Annotated in this window: 18 protein-coding genes and 1 pseudogene; 8 read left to right on the top strand and 11 right to left on the bottom strand. The window is 73.2% G+C overall.

All coding sequences use genetic code 11. The features are described 5' to 3' along the window. Positions 1-15 precede the first annotated feature (15 nt). Both AB0I16_RS15055 and AB0I16_RS15050 read left to right on the top strand, forming a co-directional pair. Positions 16-1,215 carry a histidine kinase gene (locus AB0I16_RS15055; protein ID WP_363249806.1) on the top strand — a complete coding sequence of 400 codons (1,200 nt, stop codon included), beginning with the start codon at positions 16-18 and terminating at the stop codon, positions 1,213-1,215. Further along, positions 1,212-1,889, top strand: coding sequence for a response regulator transcription factor (locus tag AB0I16_RS15050; protein ID WP_363249805.1), 678 nt, complete (start codon positions 1,212-1,214; stop codon positions 1,887-1,889). The genes AB0I16_RS15055 and AB0I16_RS15050 overlap by 4 nt, the downstream gene beginning before the upstream one ends. A gap of 133 nt (positions 1,890-2,022) precedes the next feature. Here the strand turns inward: AB0I16_RS15050 and AB0I16_RS15045 are convergent, their stop codons facing one another. Beyond that, positions 2,023-2,709, bottom strand: coding sequence for a response regulator (locus AB0I16_RS15045; RefSeq protein WP_363249804.1), 687 nt, complete (start codon positions 2,707-2,709; stop codon positions 2,023-2,025). Between the two features lie 171 nt (positions 2,710-2,880). On the opposite strand from AB0I16_RS15045, the gene AB0I16_RS15040 reads away from it, so the two are divergent. From AB0I16_RS15040 to AB0I16_RS15025, 4 genes are read left to right on the top strand one after another with little or no spacing between them, the layout of a single operon-like run. Then, complete coding sequence (locus AB0I16_RS15040) at positions 2,881-3,864, top strand: tripartite tricarboxylate transporter substrate binding protein (protein WP_363249872.1); 984 nt, start codon at positions 2,881-2,883, stop codon at positions 3,862-3,864. Further along, on the top strand, positions 3,861-4,418 hold the full coding sequence (locus AB0I16_RS15035; RefSeq protein ID WP_363249803.1) for a tripartite tricarboxylate transporter TctB family protein: 558 nt from the start codon (positions 3,861-3,863) through the stop codon (positions 4,416-4,418). The genes AB0I16_RS15040 and AB0I16_RS15035 overlap by 4 nt, the downstream gene beginning before the upstream one ends. A gap of 1 nt (position 4,419) precedes the next feature. Continuing rightward, the gene (locus AB0I16_RS15030) at positions 4,420-5,928 is read left to right on the top strand and encodes a tripartite tricarboxylate transporter permease (RefSeq protein ID WP_363249802.1); all 1,509 of its coding nucleotides are present in this window, start codon (positions 4,420-4,422) and stop codon (positions 5,926-5,928) included. Next, complete coding sequence (locus AB0I16_RS15025) at positions 5,925-6,410, top strand: GNAT family N-acetyltransferase (RefSeq protein WP_363249801.1); 486 nt, start codon at positions 5,925-5,927, stop codon at positions 6,408-6,410. The genes AB0I16_RS15030 and AB0I16_RS15025 overlap by 4 nt, the downstream gene beginning before the upstream one ends. Positions 6,411-6,417: 7 nt before the next feature. On the opposite strand, the gene AB0I16_RS15020 is transcribed toward AB0I16_RS15025, so the two are convergent. From AB0I16_RS15020 to AB0I16_RS15010, 3 genes are read right to left on the bottom strand one after another with little or no spacing between them, the layout of a single operon-like run. Beyond that, a complete protein-coding gene (locus AB0I16_RS15020; protein WP_363249800.1) occupies positions 6,418-6,558 on the bottom strand; it encodes a hypothetical protein in 141 nt (46 codons plus the stop codon). 47 nt (positions 6,559-6,605) lie between these two features. Next, positions 6,606-7,151, bottom strand: a complete 546-nt coding sequence (locus AB0I16_RS15015) for a DUF402 domain-containing protein (RefSeq protein ID WP_363249799.1) — start codon at positions 7,149-7,151, stop codon at positions 6,606-6,608. After that, positions 7,132-8,070, bottom strand: coding sequence for a GNAT family N-acetyltransferase (locus AB0I16_RS15010; protein ID WP_363249798.1), 939 nt, complete (start codon positions 8,068-8,070; stop codon positions 7,132-7,134). The genes AB0I16_RS15015 and AB0I16_RS15010 overlap by 20 nt, the downstream gene beginning before the upstream one ends. A 103-nt stretch (positions 8,071-8,173) precedes the next feature. Between AB0I16_RS15010 and AB0I16_RS15005 the strand changes: the two genes are divergently transcribed. Next, positions 8,174-8,554, top strand: coding sequence for a GntR family transcriptional regulator (locus AB0I16_RS15005; RefSeq protein WP_363249797.1), 381 nt, complete (start codon positions 8,174-8,176; stop codon positions 8,552-8,554). Between the two features lie 20 nt (positions 8,555-8,574). Here AB0I16_RS15005 and AB0I16_RS15000 read toward each other — a convergent pair. Further along, positions 8,575-9,667 (bottom strand): annotated as a pseudogene (locus tag AB0I16_RS15000) (DUF5925 domain-containing protein). A 153-nt stretch (positions 9,668-9,820) separates the two neighbouring features. Between AB0I16_RS15000 and AB0I16_RS14995 the strand changes: the two are divergent. Continuing rightward, complete coding sequence (locus tag AB0I16_RS14995; RefSeq protein WP_363249796.1) at positions 9,821-11,242, top strand: xylan 1,4-beta-xylosidase; 1,422 nt, start codon at positions 9,821-9,823, stop codon at positions 11,240-11,242. Positions 11,243-11,279: 37 nt separating this feature from the next. Here the strand turns inward: AB0I16_RS14995 and AB0I16_RS14990 are convergent, their stop codons facing one another. From AB0I16_RS14990 to AB0I16_RS14965, 6 genes are all read right to left on the bottom strand, one after another. Next, positions 11,280-14,996, bottom strand: a complete 3,717-nt coding sequence (locus AB0I16_RS14990) for a lipopolysaccharide biosynthesis protein (RefSeq protein ID WP_363249871.1) — start codon at positions 14,994-14,996, stop codon at positions 11,280-11,282. Between the two features lie 142 nt (positions 14,997-15,138). After that, a complete protein-coding gene (locus tag AB0I16_RS14985; protein ID WP_363249795.1) occupies positions 15,139-15,945 on the bottom strand; it encodes a polysaccharide deacetylase family protein in 807 nt (268 codons plus the stop codon). Further along, positions 15,942-16,988: a glycosyltransferase family 2 protein gene (locus tag AB0I16_RS14980; protein ID WP_363249794.1), complete on the bottom strand. Its 1,047-nt coding sequence runs from the start codon at positions 16,986-16,988 to the stop codon at positions 15,942-15,944. The genes AB0I16_RS14985 and AB0I16_RS14980 overlap by 4 nt, the downstream gene beginning before the upstream one ends. After that, positions 16,985-17,818 (bottom strand): glycosyltransferase family 2 protein, encoded by an 834-nt coding sequence (locus AB0I16_RS14975; RefSeq protein WP_363249793.1) that lies wholly within the window; start codon positions 17,816-17,818, stop codon positions 16,985-16,987. Before AB0I16_RS14975 ends, AB0I16_RS14980 begins: the two co-directional genes overlap by 4 nt. Before the next feature lie 362 nt (positions 17,819-18,180). Continuing rightward, complete coding sequence (locus tag AB0I16_RS14970; RefSeq protein WP_363249792.1) at positions 18,181-19,281, bottom strand: GNAT family N-acetyltransferase; 1,101 nt, start codon at positions 19,279-19,281, stop codon at positions 18,181-18,183. A gap of 1 nt (position 19,282) precedes the next feature. Continuing rightward, entirely contained in the window at positions 19,283-19,708 is a 426-nt protein-coding gene (locus tag AB0I16_RS14965) for a hypothetical protein (RefSeq protein ID WP_363249791.1), read from the bottom strand. Positions 19,709-19,898: the final 190 nt, after the last annotated feature.

Genomic DNA, 19,898 nt, shown 5'->3' with positions numbered 1-19,898 from the left:
GCCTACGATCGGGGCATGTACGCGACGACGGACGCCCCGAGCCGGCCGACTCCGGCCGCGGAGGGCCCGAGAGCATGGCTGCTGCCGGTGGCCTGGGCCGCGGGGCTCGGCTATCCCTTCGCCCTGTACTTCGTGATGCGCGAGGGACGCGGCGGCTTCGGCTTCGTCACGGTCGCCCCGCTGATCGTCCTCACCGCGCTGCTCGGGGTGCTGCTGCGGCGCAGGCCGCTGACCGCGCTCGCGCTGCTCCTCGCGGGCTGGGCCGCCGCGCGCACGCAGATGCAGAACTCGGAGGTCGTCTACCTCCAGGTGCTGCTCGGCGACGCCGCCGTCGGGTACATCGCCGCCACCCGCCCACGCCGCGTCTCGGTGCCCGCGGCGCTCCTGGCGTTCGCCGCGCAGTTCACCACGCAGGCGACCTCCCTGGGGCAGGACCCGGCCCGCGCCGCCCAGCTCGTCACGCTGCTCGCCCTCGCGACGCTCGCCGCGTGGCTCACGGGGGACTCCTACCAGGAGCGCCGCGCGCACGCGCAGGCGATGGGAGCGCGCGCCGCCGAGCAGGCGGTGACCGCCGAACGGCTGCGGATCGCACGCGAGCTGCACGACATGATCGCGCACAGCATCGGTGTCATCGCCATCCAGGCGGGCGTCGGGCGCCGCGTCATCGACACCCAGCCGGCCGAGGCCCGCAATGCCCTCGCCACCATCGAGACCACCAGCAGGGAAACCCTCGCGGGCCTGCGCAGAACGCTGGTCGCGCTGCGCCGCGGCCCCACGGAAACCGACGGAGCCGGCCCCGGACGATACGACGCGCCCCGGCAGCCCGCCCCCGGCCTCGCCGACGTCGACCGCCTGGTGGCCTCGACCCTGGCCGCCGGGGTGCACGCACGGGTCAGGTGGGACGGCGAACGACGGCCGTTGCCCGCCGACATCGACCTCGCCGCGTTCCGCATCCTCCAGGAGGCGCTGACCAACGTCGTGCGCCACGCGGGCACCGGCGAGTGCCGGGTCACCATCGGCCACGGCGACGACGGGGTCACCGTGGAGGTGGCGGACGACGGGGCGGGCGGGCCGCCCGCCGGCGGCGGCTACGGCATCGTCGGCATGCGGGAGCGCGTCGGCCTGCTGCGGGGCGACTTCACCGCGGGCCCGCGCCCCGAGGGCGGCTTCCTCGTCTCGGCCCGGCTGCCCCTGCCGAAGGGAGGCCCCCGGTGAGCGAGGGGACCATCCGCGTGGTGCTCGCGGACGACCAGCCGCTGGTGCGCGCCGGGCTGCGGGTGCTGATGGCCGACACCGCGGGCATCGAGGTCGTGGGCGAGGCGGGCACGGGCGCCGAAGCGGTGGCTCTCGCCGGTGAGGTACGCCCCGACGTCGTCGTCATGGACATCCGGATGCCCGGCATGGACGGCATCGAGGCCACCCGCGCGATCAAGGCGCGGAAGGACACGGCCGGCGTCCGCGTCCTGGTCCTGACCACCTTCGACGACGACGCCCACGTGTACGGGGCGCTGCGCGCGGGCGCGAGCGGATTCCTGGTCAAGGACATGGCTTTGGACGACATCCTGGGCGCGGTCCGCGTGGTCGCCGCCGGGGACGGGCTGATCGCGCCGAGCGTCACGCGGCGCCTGATCGAGGAGTTCGCCGCCCGCCCCGAACCGGCCCCGGCGCCCGGCCCACCCCCGGTGAACGGCGTCACCGACCGGGAGCGCGAGGTCCTCACCCTGGTGGGGCGCGGCCTGACCAACGCCGAGATAGCCGCCGAGCTGTACATCACGGTGGCCACCGTCAAGGCGCACGTGGCCAGGCTCTTCACGAAGCTGGGCGCGCGGGACCGCGTCCACTTGGTCATCACGGCGTACGAGTCGGGGCTCGTGGCCCCGCCCCGCTGAACCGCCCCGCCCCGCTGAACCGCCGCACGCCGCTCCGGCCGGGGGCCACGGGCGCTCACCGGCCGTGGCGTCCGGCGGCCCGGCGGCGGGCCGTGGCGAACGTCGTGGCGGCGCCGGCACCCCCGTCCAGCGCTCACTCCACCCACCGGTACCGCCGCTCGGGGCGCCCCGTCCCGCCGTACCGCAGGGTCACGGCCGCGCGGCCCGTCTCCGCGAAGAACTCCAGGTAGCGGCGGGCGCTGACCCGGGAGAGGGTGCCGGCCGCCGCGCACTCCGACGCCGAGAGGCCGCCCGGGTGGTCGCGCAGGGTCTGCTCGACCAGGTCCGCGGTGTGTGCGGCGAGGCCCTTCGGGAGTTCCCGTGAGCCCGGCGGCCGGGTGCCGAAGATCCGGTCGACGTCCTCCTGGCGGGCCTCGGCGAGACCGTCGAGCCGCGCCCGCACCGCCGCCACGTGCCGCAACTGCTCCCGCAGCGCCGCCTGGTTGAACGGCTTGATCAGATAGTGCAGGGCGCCCGCCCGCAGCGCGGCCCGTACGACCTCCGCGTCCCGCGCGGCCGTGATGAACAGCGCGTCCACCGGCTGCCGCCCCGGATCGCGCTCCTCCGCCGCCCGCAGCTCCCGCAGTACCGCGATGCCGTCCATGTCGGGCAGGTAGACGTCAAGGAGCACGAGGTCGGGGCGGACGTCAGCGGCGAGGCGCACCGCCTCCGCGCCGCTGTGCGCGACGCCGACCACCGTGCACCCCTCGACCGTGGCGACATACCTGCTGTGCAGCTTCGCGACCATGAAGTCGTCGTCCACGACCAGCACCCTTGTCATCGCCGCAGGCTATGGGCGCGACCACAACGACCACAACGTCCGTTGGTTCCGGAAGAGAGACAGGTTGCCAACGCCCGGGCAACATGTGGGCCACCTCACACACACCCCGTCCCCCCGGGGGACGTTCCTCCCCGGCGCCCCCCTCGACGTACCGACAAGGTGGTGGCACACGTGCGGCTGCGCACACCCCTCGCCCTGCTGGGGGCCGCCCTCCTCGTGCTCGTGGCGCCGCCGCTGCTCACCACGGGCAGCGGCGCCGACACCGGCACCCAGATCCCCGGCCTGCGCTTCATGGTCCCCAACACCCCCGGCGGCGGCTACGACATCACCGCCCGCACCGCGGCGAAGAACGCCGAGGACGCCGGACTCACCCACAACATCGAGGTCTACAACCTGCCCGGCGCGGGCGGCACCGTGGGCCTGACCCGGCTCGTCGGCGAGCACGGCAACGGCAAGCTCGCCATGTCCATGGGCCTCGGCGTCGTCGGCGCCGCACGCTCCAACCACTCCCCGAAGAGCCTCGGCGACACCACCCCGATCGCCCGCCTCACCGAGGAGCAGGACGTCGTGGTGGTCGCTCGGAACTCCCCGTACAAGACCATCGGCCAGCTCGTCGAGGCGTGGAGGAAGAACCCCGGCAAGCTGCCCGTGGGCGGCGGCTCCTCGCCCGGCGGCCCCGACCACCTCGCCCCGATGCTGATGGCACGCGCCGCGGGGATCGCCCCGAAGAAGGTCAACTACGTGCCCTTCGACGGCGGCGGCGAACTCCTCGCCTCCATCCTCGGCAGCAAGGTCGCCTTCGGTGTCTCCGGGGTCGGCGAGTACCTGGACCAGATCAGGTCCGGGGAGCTGCGGCTCCTCGCCGTCACCGGCCCGAAGCGGGTGAAGGGCCTGGACGGGCCCACCCTCAAGGAGTCCGGCTACGACGTGGAGTTCACCAACTGGCGCGGCATCGTCGCCCCGCCGGGACTCAGTGACGCCGAGCGGAGGAAGCTCACCGCCCTCGTCGAGAAGCTGCACGCCTCGCCCGAGTGGCAGAAGTCCCTCAAGACCAACGGCTGGGACGACGCCTTCCTGACCGGCGAGAAGTTCGGCGACTTCCTGGACGCCCAGGACAGGCGCGTGGTGTCGGTGCTGAAGGAGCTGGGACTGTGACCACCCCCGACACGTCACCCGAGACCACCCCCGACGCGGCACCCGCGGAGCGCGGCGGGCGCCGCGCCTGGCTGCGCGAGCACTCCGAACTCGGCGTCGGCGTCCTGCTCCTCGCCCTCGGCGTGCTCGTCCTCACCGACGCGCTCACCATGGACGTGGAGATCGCCCGGCGCGGCCCCATCGGCCCCGAGACCGTGCCGGTCGCCGTCGGCGTCGGACTGCTCGTCGTCGCCGTCCTGCTCACCGTCGACGTCCTGCGCGGCGGGCGGGGCGAGGCCGAGGGCGGCGAGGACATCGACCTCTCCGAACCCGCCGACTGGCGGACCGTGCTGCTCCTGGCGGGCGTCTTCCTCGCCACCGCCGTCCTCGTCGAACCGCTCGGCTTCCCCGTCGCGGGCGCCCTGCTGTTCTGGGGCTCCGCCCACGCCCTCGGCAGCCGCCACCCCGACCGCGATCCACTGATCGCCGCCGGGCTCTCCGTGGTCACGTACGTGGTCTTCAACAACCTGCTCGGCGTTCCGCTGCCGGGCGGCCCCCTGATGGGAGTGCTGTGACATGGACGCCTTCACCTCCCTGATGGACGGCTTCGGCACCGCCCTCACCCCGGTCAACCTCCTCTGGGCCGCCGTCGGCGTGCTCCTGGGGACCGCCATCGGCGTCCTGCCCGGCATCGGGCCCGCCATGGCCGTCGCCCTGCTGCTCCCCGTGACCTACGGGCTCGAACCGACCGGCGCGTTCATCATGTTCGCCGGCATCTACTACGGCGCCATGTTCGGCGGCTCGACCACCTCGATCCTGCTCAACACCCCCGGCGAGAGCGCCGCCGTCGTCGCCGCCATGGAAGGCCATCCGATGGCCAGGGCGGGGCGGGGCGCGCAGGCACTCGCGGCCGCCGCCATCGGGCACTTCGCCGGTGGCATGATCGGCACGCTCCTCCTCGTCGCCCTCGCGCCGACCGTGGCCGGCCTCGCCGTCGGCATCGGCGCGCCCGACTACTTCGCGATCATGGTGCTCGCCTTCATCGCCGTCACCTCGGTCCTCGGCTCCTCCCGCATCCGGGGCCTCGCCTCGCTGCTCATCGGCCTCACCATCGGTCTCGTGGGCCTGGACCAGATGACCGGCCAGCAGCGGCTCACCTTCGGCTCGCTCCAGCTCGCCGACGGCATCGACGTGGTGATCGTCGCGGTCGGCCTCTTCGCCATCGGGGAGGCCCTCTGGGTCGCCGCGCACCTGCGCCGAGCCGGCGGCGAGGCCATCCCCGTCGGCCGCCCGTGGTTGGGCGGGGCCGACGTGCGGCGCACCTGGAAGTCCTGGCTGCGCGGGCCGTTCATCGGCTTCCCCTTCGGGGCGATCCCGGCCGGCGGCGCGGAGATCCCGACGTTCCTGTCGTACGTCACCGAGAAGCGCCTGTCCCGGCACAAGGACGAGTGGGGCAAGGGCGCCATCGAGGGCGTCGCCGGGCCCGAGTCGGCCGCCTCCGCGTCGGCCGCGGGCACCCTCGTCTCCATGCTGACACTCGGCCTGCCCACGACCGCCGTCGCCGCGGTGATGCTCGCCGCCTTCCAGCAGTACGGCATCCAGCCGGGCCCGCTGCTCTTCGAACGCGAACCCGACCTGGTCTGGGGCCTCATCGCCTCGCTCTTCGTCGGCATGGTGCTGCTGCTCGCCCTCAACCTGCCGCTGGCCCCGGTCTGGGCGAAACTGCTGCGCATCCCGCGGCCCTACCTCTACGCGGGCATCCTGTTCTTCGCGGCCGTCGGCGCCTACGCGGTCGGCGGCGAACCGGTCGACCTCGTCATCCTGCTGGTCATCGGCCTGATCGGCTTCGGCATGCGGCGCTACGGACTGCCCGTCCTGCCCGCGGTCATCGGCGTGATCCTCGGCCCCAACGCCGAGCAGCAGCTGCGCCGCGCCCTGCAGATCAGCGACGGCAGCGTCGGCGGCCTGGTCGAGACACCGTTCTCCCTCACCGTCTATGGCCTGATCGTCCTCGTCGTGGCCTGGCCGTTGGTGAAGAAGGCACTGGTACGGGCCCGCCGCCGTGACGTAGACGTGGAGGCATGACCGAGACGACCGACCGGTTCACGGACATCCGCCCCGCCACCGCCGCCGACGTCCCCGCCGTCGCGGCGGTGACCCACGCGGCGTACCACCACTACATCGCACGCATCGGGCGCCGCCCCGCGCCCATGGACGCCGACCACGCGGCCGACGTGGCGGCGGGGCGCGTCCAGGTGACCGGCGACCCGGTCACCGGGCTGCTCGTCCTCGTCCCGGTCACCGCGCCGGTCGAGGACGCCCATCTCTTCCTGGAGTCGATCGCGGTCCACCCCGACGCCGCGGGCCAGGGGGTGGGCCGCCGGCTGCTCGCCTTCGCCGACGCCCACGCGCGGTCACTGGGGCTCGACGAGATCAGGCTCTACACCAACGCCCTGATGTGGGAGAACCAGAAGATCTACCCCCGGTACGGATACGACGTCGTCGAGCGGCGCCTCGACGGCCCCTACGACCGCGTGCACTACCGCAAGCGGCTCCGCGGCGCCTGAGGACGTCTCATGCGTCCGGCCACCAGGTCCGCTGCACGTCCTTGCGGACCTCGGACCTCTCGCGTGGGGCGGCCTCGTCCTCCTGGCGTTCCCGTACTCGACGGCTGACGGCTTTGCTCACGGGCTTGTGCACGGTCACTCGGCGCATGGCTGCCTCCCTGCCTTACCGATGTCCACGTAAGCCGTTCCGTAGACCTATGCGGACAGGCTTTCTGATCGAAACCCCGGATTCGGCACGGGTTCCGTCACTTTCCGAAGGCCCGGTCCGCGGGCCAGCGCCTCCAGTTCGTCCAGGGCCCGCAGTGCCGCGACGGCCGCCGCGGGGTCCGCCGCACGCAGACCGCTCGCCTCGAACTCGTCCTCGTCCAGGCGGAGCACGGCGGTCCCGTCCGCGGAGCACCACAGGTCGAGGTCCAGGTCCTCCACCGTGAGGACGGCCCCCTCGCGGACGGCCGGGCGCGTCACGTCGCAGTACCACCCCTTCAGGGTGCCGTCGGCCGCGTACACCTCTTTGACCGCGTACCAGCGGTCGCGCCAGTAGTGCTCGGTGAGGACGTCGCCCGGCTCGAAGCGCACGAAGCCGAAGTCGCGGACGCCGGGGGCGGCCCAGGGCGCCCGCACCGTGACGCGCGTCCCGTCGTCGTGGAGCAGCTCCGCCGGGTAGCGGATCTTCGTGGCGCCCGCCTTGACGAGGACGATCCCGACCGTCGCGGCCCCGCCGTCAGCCGAGTTCGCGGACATGGCGCACCTCCGTCGCGCAGATCTCGTAGCCGAACCACGCGTTGATCGCCAGCATCGGTCCGTTGCCCGCGTCGTTGCCGGTGAACGCCTCCGTGCAGCCGGCCGCGCGGGCGCGGTGCAGGGAGTCGTTCTTGGCGAGCTTGGCGAGGCCGCGGCCGCGGAAGGCACGCGCGGTGCCCGTCATGCCGGACGCGTAGCGGCCCGCGCCGTCCGTGCGGGCCAGGCTGAACGCCGCGGGACGGCCCTCCACCAGGGCCACCGTGGTGAGCTCCCGGCTGACCAGCGGGTGCCGCCAGGTCTCGGCGAGCCAGTGCCCGTAGTCCGTGAACTCCGCGGCCACGTCGCCGGGTTCGTCCGCCACGGTCTCCGCGTCGAGGGCGAAGAGGGGCCGCGCGTCGTCCGCGTACACCGATCCGCTGACCAGCTCCACCCCGGCGGGCGGCTCACGGCGGGGCGGCAGCGAGCCGTGCGCCAGATCGAGGCGGAGGAAGTGCGCGCTGCGGCTCGGGCGGTAGCCGCGCCGGGCGGCGAAGGCGAGGTTCGCGGGCTCGTCGAGCACCCAGGAGTAGACGGTCCGCGCCCCCGCGTGCGCCAGGTGCTCCTCGGCCGTGCGCAGCAGGAGCGTCCCCGCGCCGGTGCCGAGCCGCTCCGGGTGGACGTAGACGTTGGCGAAGCCCTGGCCGGGCTCCGGGCTGTCGTGGGCGATGCCCACCTGGGCCGTGCCGACCACCTCGCCCTCGTGCTCGGCGATCAACTGCCGGTAGTGGGCGTCCGGATGGGCGTGCGCCAGGTCGAAGGCGACCGACTCGGGGGTCACGAGCATCGCGGGCACACAGGCCCGGCGTACGGCGGCGAAGCCCTCGGCGTCCGCGGCGGCGGAGGCGCGGCTGGGGTCGAAGGCGCGCGCGATCACAGTCATGGAGCCGCACGCTACGCGCGCGCCGCGCCGCGGGCCTCCCATTTTCCCCGGCGCGGGGGCCGTCACGGGCGGACGGGGCCCGCGCGTGCGGGACAATCGCCCCGTGACTCTGCAGATCGACATCGACGAAGCCTCAAGCGCCGCGCCGTACGAGCAGGTGCGGGCCCAGATCGCGGGACAGGCCAGGTCCGGGGCGCTGCCGGTCGGCCACAAGCTGCCCACCGTGCGCGGGCTCGCCCAGGAGCTGGGGCTCGCCGCCAACACCGTCGCCAAGGCCTACCGGGCCCTGGAGGCCGACGGGGTCGTCGAGACCCGGGGCCGCAACGGCACGTTCGTCGCCGCGGCGGGCGACGCCGCGGCCCGGGAGGCGTCCGCCGCCGCCCGGACGTACGCCGAGCGGGCACGGCGGCTCGGCCTCTCCGAGCAGGACGCGCTCGCCGCGGCGCGCGACGCCCTGCGGGCGGTGTACGGAGCCGCGCGGTAGCCCGCCGCACCCGCACGGCCCTACAGGTACAGCCCCGCGTCCGCGCCCTCACGCCGGTCCGGCACCGACGTCGGTGCCGTGCCGCGCCGCAGCGCGAACAGCTCCGCGAGGGTGGCGCCCTCGCGGCCCACGCCCTCGTCCGTGCCCAGCCACTCCACCGCCTCGGGGCGGGTCAGCGGGCCGACCTCGATGCGGGCGAGGCAGCGTCCCGGGCGGACGACGGCGGGGTGCAGCCGCTCCAGGTCCTCGTTGGTGGTGACGCCGACGAGGACGTTGCGCCCCTGCCCGAGGAGGCCGTCGGTGAGGTTGAGCAGCCGGGAGAGCGCCTGGCCCGCCGTGTGCTTCGCCTCGCCCCTGATCAGCTCGTCGCAGTCCTCCAGGAGCAGCAGCCGCCAGCGGCCCTTCCCCGTGCCGTCGTCCTCGCCGATCGCGATGTCCATCAGATAGCCGACGTCGCTGAAGAGCCGCTCCGGGTCCAGGACGCAGTCGACCTGGCACCAGTCGCGCCAGGAGCGGGCGAGCGTCCGCAGCGCCGACGTCTTGCCCGTGCCCGGCGGGCCGTGCAGGAGCAGCAGGCGGCCCGAGATGTCCTCGGGGACCGTCTTCATCAGCTTGTCCATGGCGTCGGCGACCGGCGCGGTGTAGTGGGGCCGCACCTCCTCCCACGTACCGGCCGAGATCTGCCGGGTCGTGCGGTAGGGGCCGCGCCGCGGCGAGACGTACCAGAACCCCATCGTGACGTCCTCCGGCTGCGGCTCCGGCTCGTCCTGCGCGCCGTCCGCCGCCTGCTTGAGGATCTTCTCCGCCAGCGCCTCGGTGGTCGCCGTCACCGTGACGTCCGCGCCGCGGTTCCAGCGGGAGACCAGCAGGGTCCAGCCGGGGCCCTCGGCGAGCGTCGCGCTGCGGTCGTCGTCGCGGGCGGCCCGCAGGACCTTCGCCCCCGGGCAGCAGGGTCGCACCGGACCTGACGCGGTCGATGTTGACGCTGTGCGAGAACGGCTGCTCGCCCGTCGCGAAGCGGCCGAGGAACAGCGCGTCCACGACGTCCGCGGGGGAGTCGCTGTCGTCGACGTGCAGCCGGATCGGCAGGGCGTCGTGCGGGTTGGCGGCCATGCCGACATGATCCGGCACGGGCGCCTCTCCCCGCATCCGGTTTCCGCCGCGTGCTTCCGCGCCCCCACCGTGCGGAGGCCGGGGCGGGGCCTGTCGCGGAGCTGTGGCCGGAACCTGTCCCGCCACCGAGGTACGCCGTTACGCTTGCCGCTGATGGGACGTCATGAGTGGGTTTCCTCGGCACTGCGGTGGCGGTTGACCGCACTGCTCGGCGTTGGTGCGGCCGCTCTGGCCCTGGTGATCACCCTGGTCCAGACGCTCCCCGGCGACGGCGGCAGCACCGCGGGCACCACGCCCGACGGCGGCACGGTGCACGGCACCCCCGTCATCCCTCCCGGCGACACGGAAGCGGCCGTGGGCTGGGGCTTCACCCACACCCAGTACAGCGCCGACGAGGGCGAGGACGAGGCGGTCGGCCGCGTCCGCGCCGGCCTCGCGGACCAGCGGCGGCCCGTCCCGCAGATCCAGCACATCATGGGCTGGGGCGCGGGCAACCCCGAACCGGTCGAGGGGCGCTACGACTTCGCCGAGATGGACCGCCGCATCGACTTCGCCAGGGAGAGCGAGGGCACCCCCGTCGTCACGCTGTGCTGCGCCCCCGACTGGATGAAGGGCGGTGAGCCCGGCGCCGACAGCACCGACTGGAGCCAGCAGGCCCTGGAGACCGCGCCGGACCCCGAGCACTACGACGACTTCGCGAAGCTCGCCGCGACCGTCGCCAGGCGCTACCCCGACGTACGCCACTTCATCGTCTGGAACGAGTTCAAGGGCTTCTGGAACACGGAGAAGGGCCGCTGGGACCAGGAGGGCTACACCGAGCTGTACAACCGCGTCTACGAGGAGCTCAAGAAGGTCGACGAGGACATCATGGTGGGCGGGCCCTACCTGGTGATGGACAGCGTCCACCCCCGCCAGACCACGAACGCCTCGCAGGTCGAGGGCGCCTGGGGCAGCCTGGACCAGCGCGTCCTCGACGCCTTCACGTACTGGAACGAACACAAGAAGGGCGCGGACTTCGTCGTCGTCGACGGCGCCAGCTACACCACGGACGACGACATGCTCCCCGACGAGTTCAAGGCCACCGACAAGTTCACGGCCGTGGGCCAGTGGGTCCGTGAACGCACCGGAGACCTGCCCCTGTGGTGGGCCGAGTACTACGTGGAGCCGGGCGACAGCAGGGACAACCGCGACGACTGGTCCGAGGCGCACCGCGTCGCCGTCCACGCCTCCGGCCTGATGGGGATGGCCAAGGGCGGCGCCACCAGCGGCTTCTACTGGAACCCGCAGAAGAGGGGCGCCCCGTGCGCGGGCTGCCTGTGGACCCCCACGCAGCGCGCCGACGGCGGCACCCCCTTGCCCATGCTGGAGCTGGTCGAGCGGTTCGGCGCGGAGTTCGGACCCGGCACCCGGTTCAGGAAGGCCGCGGTCGCCGGCGACGACCGGCGCCATGTACGGGTGCTCGCCGACGACGAGGCCGTCCTCGTGGTCAACACCCTGGACCGGGCGGTCGGCGTGAAGGTCGACGGCAAGCGGCTCGACATGGCCGGGTACGCGGTGAAGTGGCTCGAACGCTGAGCCGCGCCGCCCCGCCCCGGCCCCCGGAGGCCCGCCCTCACGCCATGGTCACGAACCGCTGGATCAGTGAGGCGAGCAGCACCGCGAGCAGCGGCAGCGAGAACCAGAAGCTGCTCTGGAGCCACCGCTGCTGCCGCACGCTCGGCGCCGCCGCGACCCGCACCACCTCGCGCGCCGTGAGCAGCACCGCGAGCGCCACGAACGCCAGCGCCCCCACGACCGTCCACGGCGTCCACGTCACCTTCGGCCCGGCCGCCCAGTCCCCGGCCTCCGGGGCCGGGCCGTCCGGCTGCCCGCGCATGCCGTAGATCGTCGCGTCCTCGTTGGCGAAGACCTTCGTCAGCTCCTCGCGCTCGTCCAGGTGCTGGATGAGGCGCGGCTGCCACGTCTCGGAGTAGCCGGCGTCGAGCTCCAGATAGGTCGTCTGGCTGCGGTTGATCATCAGGTACGAGTGGGGGCCCGCGTCCTTGAGCGCCTTCACCAGGCCGGAGACCAGGACCGGATCGGCCGGCGCGAGCGTGGGCAGGTACTCCACCTTCTCCATGTCACGGGCGCCCCACGGCATGGCGGGCGTGACGTTGTCGACCGTGTCGTCGCTCATCCAGAGCAGCCGAACCGTCGGGTCGTCGTGCGCGTACACGTACTCCATGGCGGCGACCTCGCCGGGACGTATCCGCTCGAAGGACTCGTTGCCCCAGCGCGCCACCAGGAAGCCGCCCATCAGGACGAGCCCGGCCATCAGCGCGGCGAGCGGCGCGAGGCTCACCCGGTCCCGGTCCCGCTCCTCCGCGGTCAGGCCGGCCCGCGGGAAGAGCGCGAGCCCGGCGAGCAGGGCCGCGCCCGGCAGGGCGAACATGAAGACGCGCAGCGCCATCTCGCCGCCGTAGGACTGCATGCCGAAGCCGAGGAACGGCACGAGGGCCAGCACGACGAGCGAGCGCTCGCTGTACTTGTAGAAGCGCCGCCGCCACCAGCCCCAGCAGGCGAACGCCAGCACGCCGCCGGCCATCGCCACGCGCACGTACAGCACGAGCCGGTGTGTCGAACTGCCGCCCTCGATCCGTCCGGAGACCGACGACGACACGTTGCCGCCGACGCCCCCGACACCGCCGAACAGCTCGTCGAAGTGCCCCGACCAGTACGGCTCCGCGAGGAAGCCCAGCCACACGACGACGCACACGCCGAAGAGCACCGGCAGACCGCGCAGTTCCGAGCGGCCGACGAGGACGAGCACCGTCAGGACGCCGAGCATCACGAACGGCGTGAGCTGGTGCGCGGCGACCGACGCCACGAAGATGCCGACGAGGACCAGCAGCAGTACGGCGCGCTCCCCGCGGCCCGTCGGCTCGACCTCCAGCTCGCCGGGGCGCCGCTTGGTCCACAGCACGCGCGGCGCGCGGAACCAGACCAGGAGTACGGCGATGAAGGCGAGGTAGAGCAGGTATGTGAAGCCCTGCGGGGAGAAGTAGTCCTGGCCGACCCAGCCGCTCAGTACGAAGATCCACAGCCCCGCCCACTTGGCGCGCCAGGCCGCCCGCATCGACCGCACGAGCAGGAACAGCGGCGCCAGGTACAGCACCTGGATGACCGTCGGCCACCAGCGGATGACCTCGGTCAGGTCCGAGACGCCGCACGCCTTCGCGGCGAACGCGGCCGCGGCGAAGAATCCCGGCCAGCTCCAGCGGGCGTCGAGATCGGGCGCGGCGGCGCCGGTCCTGTCGATGTAGTCGAGGAACCCCAGGTGCTGCCAGGCCGTGGCGAACCGCGGCTCGGTCTCGATGACCGCGGGCAGCGCGTGCAGGGACACCACCGTGGCGAGGAGTGTCACCAGGAGCAGGCCCTTGATCGGCCGGTCCATCCAGAGCAGCACGGCGAAGACGACGACCAGCAGGGCGGCGCCCAGCAGCGTCGCCCTCGGCAGCACGGAGACCAGGCCGAGCCCGCCCATGTCCGCCAGGTCCGCGTCGCCCATGCCGAGCACGGGCAGCCAGTACAGGGCGAGCGCGAGGGCCAGGAGCAGCGCCATGACGAGGACGTGGCGGCGGGGCGGGCGCGGGGGAGCGGCGTCCTCGGCGGAGCCGTCGTCGCCGGGCGCGGTGCCTTCGGCCGGCGTCCGCGCGGGAGGCGGTTCCCTCGGGGGAGCCTCTTCGACGAGCGGTTCCTCCAGCAGGGGCGCATCGCCGGCGGCCTCGTCTCGCGAGGTGTCCTCGTCGCGGGGGGCCGGGGCTCTCAGCGCCCACGTGGGCCGGTGGTCCATGTCGTCCCCCTCGCTCTCCGCCGCGGGCGTGCCGGGTGGTACGGCCGTCCCGGCGGCGGGCGTGCCCGGCCCCGGCCGCACGTCGGGCCTGCGCTCCGGGTGGTCGAAGTCCAGCTGCACGGCGAGCTGCAGCGTGTCCGAGTCCAGCGACTCCCGCAGCGCCCACGCGGGCCCGTGGCGCTCCCTGCCCTCGGCGGGGGCGGCGACGCGGCGCATCCGCACCGTGGGGGCGTCGCGCGTCCCGAGGTCGGCCAGGTCCCCGTCGGGGGCCTCGCCCGTGGACGGCCGGTCCGCGGCGGCGGACCGCGTCACGCGGTACAGCTTGGGCGCGGCGATCGCCACGATCACCGCCAGGCTGGAGATCTCCGCGATGCCCGCTCCCGTCAGGCCCATCCGCGGCAGCAGGAGCAGCGTCAGGCCGAGGACCAGGACGCAGAGCAGGCCCTGCAGCCAGGCGATCCCCGAGGTCTTGCTCTGCGCGCGCTGCACCGCGAAGTACGTCTCCATGACGACCCGGAGCAGCGCCCCCACGGCGAACCAGCGCAGCAGCGGGGTGGCGGCGTCCGCGTACGCCTGGCCGAACAGGCTCAGGATGAACGGTGCCGCGAGGAAGAGGGTGGCGCACACCGGCAGCATGATCATCGCCATCCTGCGCAGCGCGGAGCGGGTGTTGGCCGCGAGCAGCGCGGGGTCGTGCGCGCCCTCGACGGTCAGCGAGGCACCCATGTTGATGGCGAGGAGGTTGACGGTGCCGCCGATGGTGGTGGTGATGTAGAAGTACGCGTTGTCGACCGAGCTGACCTGCGAGGCGACGATGACCGGCACGAGGTAGACGACGGCGAGCGAGAACAGGGAGCCGGTGTAGTCGCCGGCCAGGAAGCGGCCGATCTCGCGCAGCGTCGGCGGTTTCGCCTTGCCGTCGGTGGCCTTCACGTGGCGCGGCACCAGGCGCCGGAAGACCAGCCAGCCGAGCGGGATCACCGACACCGCGATCGAGGCGACCCAGGAGACGAAGACGCCCGCGGTGGGGACGGCCGCGGCCATGGCGATGAGCAGCCCCAGCTTGGCGACCGAGAAGACGGTGTTGCCCACCGGCACCCACAGCGCGTTGCGCAGCCCGGTGAGCACCCCGTCCTGGAGGGTGAGCACCGACCAGGCGACGACGGCGAGGACGAACCCGACGCCGTGCACCGGGCCGTGCAGGAACCGGTACGAGGGCCCCCACAGGTCCAGCGTGAGCAGGAAGACGGCCGCGGCGAGCGCCACCGCCACCGAACTGCCCGCGTACGTACGGAAGATCAGCCTGCCCGTGGCGCGGCCCGCGATGGGGATGAACCGTGCGAGGGCGCCGGTCAGCGTCACGGCGGTGAGGCCCGCGAGGAGCTTCATCGCCGCGATCGCGGCCGAGCCCTGGCCGACCGCCGACTCCGAGTAGTAGCGGGCGGCGGCCAGCCAGAAGCCGACCCCGAGCACGCCGGAGATGCCCGTGTTGAGCATCAGGGCGTAGGCGTTGCGGAACAGCGGGCTGCCGCCGTCCGCGCCCGGCAGGCGCACTCTGCGCGGCCTGCCGGACGTGCCGGACGGCGGCTGCTCGCCGCCGCTCTCGGGGCCGGTGACACCGGCCTGGGCGGTGGTCGTGTCAGACACGGGTACGAATCGCCTTCCGGCGGACCTGTCGGGCTCTGCGGACCACGGCGTACCCCTTGGTGAGGGCGCGGTCCCTGGCGAAGTTGCGGGCGATGGCGCGCCCCTCCACGAGGCGCTCGAACTCCTCGTCCCCGGTGGCGCGGCGCACGGTGACCCGCCGCAGCGCGTACGGGCCCTGGGCGCGGCGGGCCAGGGAGTTGCCGACGGCGAGCGACTGGGCGAAGCCCGCCTCCCGTACACCCGTGCGCACCCGGCGGTCGGAGTAGCCGTAAGGGTAGGCGAACGAGCGGGGCCGGGTGCCCAGCTCGTCGGCGACGATGTCGCGGCAGCGCCGCAGTTCGCGGCGCAGCTCGGTGTCGGGCAGCTGGTCGAGCTCGGGGTGGGTGTGGCTGTGGCCGCCGATCTCGGTGCCCGCCGCGGCCAGTTCGCGCACCTGGTCCCAGTCGAGCATGAAGTCGAGGGCGCGGCCGGTGTCGTGCGCGCCGCGCAGCCAGCCGGTGGAGACGAAGAGCGTCGAGGCGAAGCCGTGCTTGGCGAGCACGGGCAGCGCGTACCGGTGCACGCCCTCGTAGCCGTCGTCGAAGGTGATGAGGACGGGCCGCTCGGGCAGGGCGCCCGAGGAACGCCAGGCCGCCGCGAGCCCGGCGGTCGTGAGCGGTGTGCGGCCCCGCTCCGCGAGCACCTCCATCTGGCGGGTGAACGCGTCGGGCGACACGGAGAGTTCGTGCGTCGCCTCGTTCGGCGCGTGCGCCACCGAGTGGTACATCAGGATCGGCACGGGGCCGGGCGCCCGGCTCATGCGGCGGTCCCCTCGCCGGCCGTGCCCTCTCGGCCCGCGCGCTCCGTCCCGCCCCCGGTGCCGACGGCGCCGGCGGGGATCTCCACGACGGAGAACGCGGTGCCCCCGCGGCGGGCGCGGAGGGTGCCGAGGGCGTAGCCCCCGGCGGCGGTGGCGACGCCCGCCACGATGGCGCCCGCCCGTCCCGCGCCGCCCGGCCGCCCGAGCACGGCGTCCCGCAGACCGCGTCCGACCCCGGCGGGCAGGACGCGCGTGGTGTAGCGCCGCTCGGACTCCAGGCCCTTGGCGGCGCCGACGCTCCGGGCGACCAGGGCCTTGGAGAGCCCTTCGGCGTAGGTGCGGGAGCGGAAGTAGCGGAATCGTTCCCGCACGGCGGGCACCCGGTGGTGGATCACCGCGCGGTCGTCGATGAGCAGGACCGCGTCCGGTTCGGCCCGGGTGAGGCGGATGCAGAACTCCGTCTCCTCGCAGCCGAGCGGCCGTCTGTCGCCGTCCCGCCCGATGCCGGTCGCGAAGCCGCCGGCGATGTCGAAGGCGGCGCGCCGGAACGCGGCGTTCCCGCCGAGGACGTTGCGTACGCGGACCCGCCCCGGCGGGAGCCCCCTGTACGTGCAGCCGACGACCCAGTCGAACTCCTCGGGGAACCAGGCGGGCCGCCGCCCCGACTCCCACAGCGGCACGGTGCGCCCGCCGACGGCGAGGACCCGCGGGTCCTCGAACCCCTCGGCGAAGCGGCGCAGCCAGTCGCGCTCGGCGACGGCGTCGTCGTCGAGGAAGGCGACGACGGAGCCGCGGGACGCGGCGATGCCGGTGTTGCGTCCCGCCGAGAGGCCGCGCGGGCCCGCGTTGGCGAGCACCCGCACCCCCTCGGTCTCCGCGTACTCCGCGGCCAGCCGTTCCAGGAGCGTGGCGTTGTGGTCGACGACGAGCAGCGTCTCCAGGGCGGGCAGCGACTGCGCGCCCACCGAGGAGACCGCCGCGAGGATGTCCTCCCAGCGGTCCTCGGTGTACACGCAGACGACCACGGAGATCTCCGTGCTCAAGACACCTCTCCCCGGCCGGTGTGGAGGGGGAGCCCGCGCGCGGCCTTGGACCGCGATCCGCGCCTGACGCGGTTCGAGCGCTCGCTGAGGATCACCTTCAGTACGCGGATGCCGTCGCGGACGGCACGGAGGTTGCTGGCGCCGTGTATCCGCAGATACTCGTGGCTGGGAATCTCCTGGACCTTCAGGCCCGCCTTGACGACCCTGATGTTCATCAGGGTCTCGACCTCGAAGCCGGTGCAGTCGAGTTCGATCTTGTCCAGGCAGTGCCGCCAGAACGCGTTGTATCCGTAGCACAGATCGGTGTAGCGGGCGCCGAACTTGGCGTTGACGACGGAGCACAGCACATGGTTGCCGAGCTTGCGTATGGGCGTCATGTCGTCCGTGCCGCCGCCGTTGGCGAACCGGGAACCCTTGGCGAAGTCCGCGCCCGAGACGAGGGCGGAGACGTAGGAGACGATCTCCTGGCCGTCGGCCGAGCCGTCGGCGTCGACCATCACGATGATGTCGCCCGTGCACGCGGCGAAGCCGGTGATCAGGGCGTCGCCCTTGCCCTTGCCGAGCTGGCGGACCACCTTCACGTCCGGCCACAGCTCACGGGCGACGGCCACGGTGTCATCGGTGGAGTTCCCGTCCACGAGGACGACCTCGTGGACCCACTCGGGAAGTGTCTTGAATACGTAGGGCAGATTCTCTGCCTCGTTCATGGCGGGAATAACCACGCTGACCGGAGGCGTGATCGCCAAATGCGTGGAGATCGGCCGGTAGTCGCGCGAGATCTCGTCTAACGGTTCTTGCCCGGCGTCTGCCGGGCGCACAAAAGAAGTCATGAGTCCGGTGGTCCCTCTCGTCCGGTGGACCGCCCGCCCCCGGGCGGTCCGGCAATTGATCCGGTTCGAAAGGGGGGTTCTCACTTGAGCATGCCGAAATTGATCTCCGTGCATGCCGAGTGAGCTGGCATAGCGCGGGACGTGACCCGGTTATGGAGTGATCGCCGGGCACGGCACCCCCCTACCGCGCCCCGCACCGGAGCCATCGCGATCTCGAGCCCTCCCCCAGATCGCACTGCGTGATGGACCGTTGCGGGTGGATGTACGACGGTATTGATGATTGAGACTGTATGGCAAGACCTGGAACGTGGCCTCACGTTTTTCATGATTTGCGTGATCCATATGATCGCGCGCGGGTTTCGCTATTTCCTGCCGCGCGATCGGATTTTACCCATCCGTTTGAGCAGCCTGTCAGCCGGATCAAACAATTCCGGCCTCGCCAGGACGGTATTGCGCAGCGCCCTGGCCGGCGCCCGTCGCGCCGTGTGGCCGAATGCCACCGGGTGGCGCAGGGCCACCCTGCCCTCGAAGACGTCGATCTCACGCGTCTTGAGGGAGTCCTTGTACTCCTTCTTGCCGCGGCCCAGGTCGAGGTACGCGATGCCGTCGGCGGCGGCCGCCTCCGCCATGCGCAGATGCAGCACCAGGCCGGGCGAGTACTTCGCGAACGCCGGGTCGTACGCCGGGAACCAGCACGCGAGGACGCGCTCGCTGCGCAGCCCGAAGTGCGCCGCGACCGGGACGTCCGCCGCGTAGAGCACCGAGAGGACGCCGGCGAAGGACTCGCTCCCGGAGTGGAAGAGGCGGTGCACGAGCTGGGTGATCCACGGGTGCGCGAAGCGGTCGCTGCGGCCCGTCCTGCGGTACTGCGCCGACTTCCAGCCCATCAGGGCGGCCAGGGGCCGCGGGTCGCGCTCGTCGTGCACGTAGCGCACGGGGCCGTGGTCGCGGCCGAGCTTGCGCTCCTTGGCCAGTGTGGAGCGGGTGAACTTCGGCGACCGCGAACGGAGTTGACCGAGATAGACCTCATAGCCCCGGTCGATGTCCATGACGGGGGACGGGAAGGCGCCGCGCGCGCCCGCCTCGAACGGCCGCTGCCCGCTCGCGAGGTGATCGAACTCCCAGACCGCGAGCCCGCAGGCCCGCAGCAGCTCCCGGGCGTCCCAGTCGAAGCCGGGCCGGTGCACGAGGCCCTGGCAGTCCGAGACGCCGAGACCGACGGCCCTGCCCACGCCCGTCACGGTCCGCTGGAAGGGGAAGAACGCGGCGGGCCCGCCGGCGTCCCGCGCGACCGCGATCCGCACCCCGCGCCGCTCATGGCCCACGGCCAGGGTGAACTCGGGGGACAGGAAGGGGTTGGCGAGCTCCGGCGAGCCGTTGAGGTGGGCCTTGGACTGCAGGGCGGTCCACGCCGCCCGGTCGGCGGCGGTCAGCTCACCGGGGCGGTGCACGGTTATGTTCACGTCAGGAAGTCCACCTTCTCGCCACGTGGCGGCGCAGCCGCTTCGCCTCCAGGAGCAGCAGGACGAGAGCGCTCAGGACGGTGACGGCGACGACGCCGCCCCGCACCGACCAGACGTGCAGCGCCAGCATGACCTGCGCCACGAGCATGTTGACGGCGATGGACCCGGCCACGGCGGCCACGGTCCTGCCCCATGGTTCGAGGGCCCGCAGCGCGGTGGCGATCGCCGCGCCCGGCGCGGCGATCAGGAAGAAGAGGGTGAAGGGACCGCGCAGCGGCGAGTCGAGGCCGGCGAGCGCGAGCGTCGCGCCGACGCCGCCCACGGCGACGGCCGCTCCCGCGAACAGCGGCAGCAGCTCCCGCGCCCGGCCCCGCGCGTCCGGCCGCGCGGCGCCCGGTGCCGGCGCCTTGCTCCTGGTGGTCTGCATTGGCGACTTCGCCCCCCGACGCGCCGGATGCCGGGCTTCAATGTGTCGCAGCGCCGGGCGAGCCGTCAAGACGCCCGGGGGAGGGGCGGGCGTTCCCCGCCATGCCCCTGGGGCCCAAGGTGAACTACGCGCGTGCGCAGGGGAATTGCCGGTGAAATCATTGACATGAACACTATCGGCGAGTCGGAGC

The organism is Streptomyces sp. NPDC050703, from assembly GCF_040654435.1.
Taxonomy (GTDB): Bacteria; Actinomycetota; Actinomycetes; order Streptomycetales; family Streptomycetaceae; genus Streptomyces.
This window is presented reverse-complemented; position numbering and strand designations above follow the sequence as displayed.